Here is a 4,795-nt window from a genome sequence, read left to right on the forward strand (position 1 = left end):
GTCGGACGCGAGGGCGGCACCATCGGCGACCTGCGCTCCTACCAGCTCAACGACACCACCCACAGCCTCCGCAACAACGACACCCCCTGCGGCGCCTGACCGGCCACCATCCGATGCGGAGGAGCAGTCAGCCAGTGGGTCGGGGTGGCCCCGGGTCAGCAGGGTGTTCGCTCATGTCGTCAGGTCGGGGCGCTGGCAGGCGGGGTCGGATTTGTGGTCGCCCCGACCATGGCCGTGTCCGAGACAGTCAGGCGTGCGGGCAGACTCCGGTTCGTCACCCGGCTGACGAACTGGGCGGGTGCGATTGAGGTAAGGCCACTAGCCTGCGAGGGGTCCGGCTCTGACAGGCAGCCAGGCACCGGTGGCCCTTGCTGAGCGCTTTGGACAAGGGCCACCTCATCCGTAAGACATTTCCTAGTCGTCGGGGGCGGACCCCAGCCACGCGATGGGGCTAGCTGCTAAGACGCCCCAGCGCGGCCAGGCCGTCTCGTGCCCGGCTCCCATGACGCACACCCGTCCCCATCCGGCCGTGCTTGGCCGGGCAGGCTCCGGTGAGGACAGCCAGATAGCCCGACGCAACGGCGTCGTCGCAGCGGGCCTGATACGGCTGGAGCAGAGGTTGCAGCTCCACCCCGAGACCCTCCTCCTCCTCCCGCGGCGGCTGGCGCGTTCCAGTGCCTGGCCGATCAGGGCGTCGTCACCGGCGTTGTCCGGGCTCATCTGCCGTGGCATGGGGGTCGCCCACTCTCCGCCGTCCAGCACGGCGCTGTGGCCGCCGCCCTTGATCAGTTCGGCGGGGTGGCCACCCTGCTCCATGAGGCTGATGGCCCACGACACCGACTGCACCGGAACCTCATGTACGTGAGGTCAATGAGCACCGATGCAGGGATCGGTGCTCATTGACCTCACGTACATGAGATCTGGCTTTCCCTGTTGGTCCAGGGCACCGCATCCTCATGAGCGGCAACGTTCCGCAGGGCGAGGAAGGCACCGGCCGCGAGGTACTTGGCGCCGTCCTGGCGGGCGCACCAGGTCGGTGTGTTGCGGTCGCCGTCGAATCGCAGGCGCGGTTTGCCTGCGACGGGGTCCTTCATGTCGAAAGCCTGCATGCCCAGGTCCGTCTCGCCGATGTCGTGGCGTCCCAGCTTCTGCGGGAGTCGGCGGCTGACGGTGCGGGCAGCAGCCAGGACTGCGTCCTGCCGGGCCTCTGCGCCCCACAGCGGGGCAGCCGGCTCCCACACCCAGGGGTGGAACTGGTCGGCGGGCAGCGTGGGTGCATCCGGTACGAGCCGGGCGGCCCATTCGTCCATGTCGGCCAGGATGCCCAGGCCCCGGTGAACCTCATGGCGGGCCATGGCTTCGCCCGCCATCTGGTCCAGGTTGATCTTTTCGGCAAGCTCCGGGTCCAGGAGCCGCAGGATCTGCTTGACCGTGGGCTCTGCGCGGTGCAGCTGCTCGTAGAGTGTCGGATCACCTATGTAGTCGCCCGGTCTTGTGCTGCGTTCGTAGCGCAGGGCCAGGTCGGCAAACGCTTCAAGCTGCTGTCGCATCCAGTCTCGGTCCACGGGGCCGCATCCTAGGAGCGGGGTCTGACAGTCCCCGTTCCGCCGGCTCGGCAAAGCATGGAGCAGCGGCAAGGGCCCGAACCCAGAAGTGTGACTGAGCATTCGATACGGCGAGTTGAGCAGAGGCGCGGTACAGCCCGCATCCCGGTGCCAGGTCGTGCGCGAGCTGCTCGGGCCTCCCGCGCCCTTGGGCCGCGTCGTCCACTCCAGAGGCAGCACGGCTGCCTGCGCAGCCGGCGTCTGGCGGATGCGCACGAGGTTCCGGAGAGGAAGTCCTGGTGAACACGCCGTCGATCAACAGGAAGTCCCCCTCCCGCCTGTGACAATCTGATTTCGAATCGTCACTATCTGCTACGGGAGCATCGTCATGATTCCGTCCGACCTCAAGTACACGAAGGACCACTCGTGGATGAGCGAGCGTGGCCCGGAGTTCAGAATCGGCATCACCGACTACGGCCAGGAGCGGGTTGGGGACGTTGTCTTTGTTCAGTTTCCCGAGGTCGGCAGGCACATGATGGCCGGGGAGGCTGTCTGCGTTGTGGAGTCGCCCTCTGGCGAAATGCGCGTGCAGACCCCCAGGAGCGGTGTAGTGACCGCGGTGAATAGCACCCTGGACGACCAGCCTGAATTGGTGAACAGCGATCCGTACGGCGAGGGCTGGCTGTTCTGCATCAAGCCGGACAGGGGAGCGCCCGCCTACGGGGTGATCGACGCGGCGACGTACGAGGAGATGTTCGGCTGACAACCGCGAGTTCGTATCCTGGCTCGCCCGATCGAGAAAGATCGAGGTTGACCCCGAGCCGTGGATCACTCCACTCAAGTCGCCATCTCGCACGCTCACTCGCCAACTGAAGCGCCCAGTCACAAGAAGGCGGTTCGGGCCCTTGCCGCAGGGCGATCTACAGGTCGAACTCGAGGTGCTCGATGTCCGTGAACCGGACCTCCTCCAGGGAGCCGGCGCGGCGGCCGCCGTCCTGGAAGTACACCTCCTTGAGCGCTTCGGCGGCGATCTCCTGGAGCTGCTGGTCGGTGGCGCCGGCCTCCTGGGCGTCGAAGAGGCGGGCGGCGTAGCGGGGCGGCAGGGCGACGGTCAGGTGCCGGATGCGGTCCTGGTCCGTGGACCCGATCGGCGCGGTGTAGCCGAGCCGGGCGCGGGTGTCGACGACGATGCCGCCGGTGGTCGCCGCCTTCTGCCGGGCCTTGGCCCGGATCTGCGGCTGCCACCGCTTCTTCCCCTCGCGCTCCAGGCGCGCGGCGAGGTCGGCCCGAGGCTTCTTGATCTGGTCCTTCACGTACCGCTCAACGGTGCGCTGCGAGATCCGCAACATCTGGGCGACCGGCTTGGTGCCGCCCAGTTGCTTGACCAGGTACCTCATCTGCGGGCCCGCCGTTTTTGGTGCCGGGCGGGTGAACGCCTTCTGCACCGCGGCGTCCAGGCCGTCCCCGAACAGGCTCATCGTCGCCTTCTCCTACTCTCCGTTGTCGACGTCGGTGACGGTGCCGTCCTTGATGTACCGGGCGAGGTTGAGCTGCGGAGCGTTGAACCGCTCTCGGACTTCCTCGCCCCACAGGACGTCCTGGGTGCCCTCCCACTTGACCAGGCCCGGGTTGATGCCGAGCTTGAAGCCGCCCGGCAGAGGCTTGCCCTCCTTGTAGGGCAGGAAGTCCAGTGGCGACGTGCCGTTGGCCGCGTAGACGACGCAGTCGGACAGGACCGCGATCGGGTACTGGCCGGTGCAGGCGGCGTGCTTGACGATCTTGCGGTGCAGGTTGATCCGGGTGCGGGAGATGACCGCCGCGCGGATGTCGGGCCGCCACGTCGGGCGGGACAGGGCGCGCCACGGCTCGCCCGGCCGCCAGCCCTCGCCCCGGGGCCGCTCGCGGAGCTTGCCCAGGCCGCCCTTGACCGTCGCCTTGATCGCCGAGACGACGATCGCCAGCTCCGGGTCGCGCTCCTTGTAACCGTCCATCGCGGCGAGGAAGTCGGCCGGGGCGAGGTCGGCGTCGACGCCGAGGTCGGCCATCGTGGCGAGGAAGGCGTCACGGAGCCGGTTGTACCAGCCGTCCAGGTAGCGGCCGTTCTCGTACCGGACCCACGCCTCGATCGGCCGCACCTCGTAGCCGAGCTCCTGGGCGTAGGCAACGGTGGGCGTGGCGTACCAGGCCGGGCCCTCGGGCCGCTCACCTTTCGGCGTGAACGGGCTGGGCAGCAGACTCGCGTCCAGGTCCGCCCACTTGTCCTTGCCGACCTTCACGCGGGACAGGTCGACGTGGGACAGGTCGACCAGCCACGAGCCGGGCAGCTTCGGGTCGAACACCGGGTTCGTGACGTGCGTCGGCGCTCCCAGGCCGACGTTCAGGCCGTTGGCGCCGGCGGCGAAGGCCATGTTGACGTCGATGCCGACCAGGTGGCGCAGGGTGCACTCGGCATCGGTCATCGGCCGTGCCCAGTCGTACGCCTCCTCGAACAGCTTCTCCGCCGGTCCGCGCACGTGGAAGCGGGGCAGGTCCTTGAGGACGGGGTGGCCGTCGGGGACCTCGCACGGCGGCCAGTTCATCGGGTCGATGGCGTCCTTGCCGAGCGAGCCGGGGTTGTGTTCGGAGCGCCGCTTCCCCGTCGCGTCGGGCTCGGAGGCCCGGGTCGGCGGGTGCAGCGCGGTCATCAGCTCCAGGCCGGTCACGGCGGTCGATCCGCGCGGTGTCATCACCCGCGAGGCGTACACCCCCAGGACGCGGGCGAGTTCGGCTGGCAGGAGCTGTCCGGCCTCGCCCCAGTGCCGCGTGTCGAGCGCGTTCCACGACGGGATGCACAGCTGCACGCAGGCCCGCTCCGAGCCGGTGGCGGGGCGGTAGATCCGCGCCCACGGGCCGAAGCCGCGCTTGGTCAGCTTCCACTCCGCGCGCGCCAGCTGCTTGATGACCTTGTGACCCTCCGGGATCCGCCCGGCATGCTTCTCCTCCTCCGTCAGCGTGACGGGTAGGCCGTAGCGCTCCAGCGCGGCCTCGGTGAGCACGATCAGCGGATCGGCGTCCTTGCCCGGCCCGGCGAGCTTCGGCTGACCGAGCTTGGCCTGGCGCAGCGTCCAGTCGACCAGGGACGGCAGGGACTTGGCGGGCACGTCCAGGACCAGGCCGCCCACGCAGTACGCCAGCACCTTGCCGTCCTCGACGTCGACGACCGCCAGCGGCCCGTTCTCGAACCGCAGGTCGGCGCCGCCCGCCGGGGTACC

5 protein-coding genes are annotated in these 4,795 nt (G+C 69.0%); 1 reads left to right on the top strand and 4 read right to left on the bottom strand.

All coding sequences use genetic code 11. From position 1 onward, the window contains the following. Window positions 1-414 precede the first annotated feature (414 nt). Window positions 415-846 carry a hypothetical protein gene (locus GT030_RS06535; protein ID WP_161200257.1) on the bottom strand — a complete coding sequence of 144 codons (432 nt, stop codon included), beginning with the start codon at window positions 844-846 and terminating at the stop codon, window positions 415-417. A 59-nt stretch (window positions 847-905) separates the two neighbouring features. Then, complete coding sequence (locus GT030_RS06540; protein WP_346009579.1) at window positions 906-1,565, bottom strand: TIGR02391 family protein; 660 nt, start codon at window positions 1,563-1,565, stop codon at window positions 906-908. A gap of 367 nt (window positions 1,566-1,932) precedes the next feature. Between GT030_RS06540 and GT030_RS06545 the strand changes: the two genes are divergently transcribed. After that, window positions 1,933-2,307, top strand: a complete 375-nt coding sequence (locus GT030_RS06545; protein WP_161200259.1) for a glycine cleavage system H protein — start codon at window positions 1,933-1,935, stop codon at window positions 2,305-2,307. A 157-nt stretch (window positions 2,308-2,464) separates the two neighbouring features. On the opposite strand, the gene GT030_RS06550 is transcribed toward GT030_RS06545, so the two are convergent. After that, entirely contained in the window at window positions 2,465-3,022 is a 558-nt protein-coding gene (locus GT030_RS06550; protein ID WP_161200260.1) for an XRE family transcriptional regulator, read from the bottom strand. 12 nt (window positions 3,023-3,034) lie between these two features. Continuing rightward, window positions 3,035-4,795: transcriptional regulator (locus tag GT030_RS06555; protein ID WP_161200261.1), on the bottom strand; the 1,761-nt coding region annotated here is incomplete at its 5' end.

Origin of the sequence: Streptomyces sp. SID1328 (assembly GCF_009865595.1) — a bacterium.
In the GTDB taxonomy this organism is placed as follows: domain Bacteria; phylum Actinomycetota; class Actinomycetes; order Streptomycetales; family Streptomycetaceae; genus Streptomyces; species Streptomyces griseoluteus.